A 739-nucleotide genomic window follows, 5' to 3' on the forward strand; every position below is an offset into this window, starting at 1 on the left:
GTGCAACTTCGGCAGGATCATCAATGACGATTTGGTAGTGTTTTTGACCTTCTTCACCTAAGGTATCGCGAATAAACGCGTCGATAGAACGGAAGTATTCTTCGCTCTCTTTTGGTCCGGTTAACACAATCGGCATCGGCTGATCAGCATTGTCTGGATGCATCATGATACCAAGAATGTACAGCAACTCTTCCGCATTACCCGTACCACCCGGGAAGATCACAATACCATGCGCCATACGAACAAACGCTTCTAAACGTTTTTCGATGTCCGGCATGATGATCAGCTCGTTGACGATTGGGTTTGGCGGCTCAGCGGCAATGATTGAAGGCTCCGTCAAGCCAAGGTAACGTTGCTCGGTGTAACGCTGTTTAGCGTGACCGATTGCCGCTCCTTTCATCGGGCCTTCCATCGCACCAGGTCCACAACCCGTACAGATATTAAGTTCACGTAAGCCAAGCTCGTTACCCACTTCGCGCGTGTATTGGTATTCAACGCCATTGATTGAATGGCCGCCCCAACAGACGACGAGATTTGGTTCAATACCGGGAGTGAGCGCGCCTGCATTACGCAAAATACCAAACACAAGGTTGGTAATATGCGTTGGGTTAGTGAGATTGAGGCGCTGGCTGTCAGCCAAGTGCATGTTCACGTAAACGATGTCACGCAGTACAGAGAATAAGTGTTCTTGAATGCCTTTTATGATCTTTCCATCGACGAACGCATGCTCTGGTGGGTC

The 739-nt window shown here is 49.3% G+C and carries 1 protein-coding gene; it reads right to left on the reverse strand.

Annotated elements, in window-relative coordinates:
- The coding region (locus tag R7O13_RS26655; protein WP_318305181.1) for a pyrimidine/purine nucleosidase domain-containing protein at window positions 1-739 on the reverse strand (739 nt) is incomplete at both ends.

The sequence above is a fragment of the Vibrio sp. Y176 genome, from assembly GCF_033438945.1.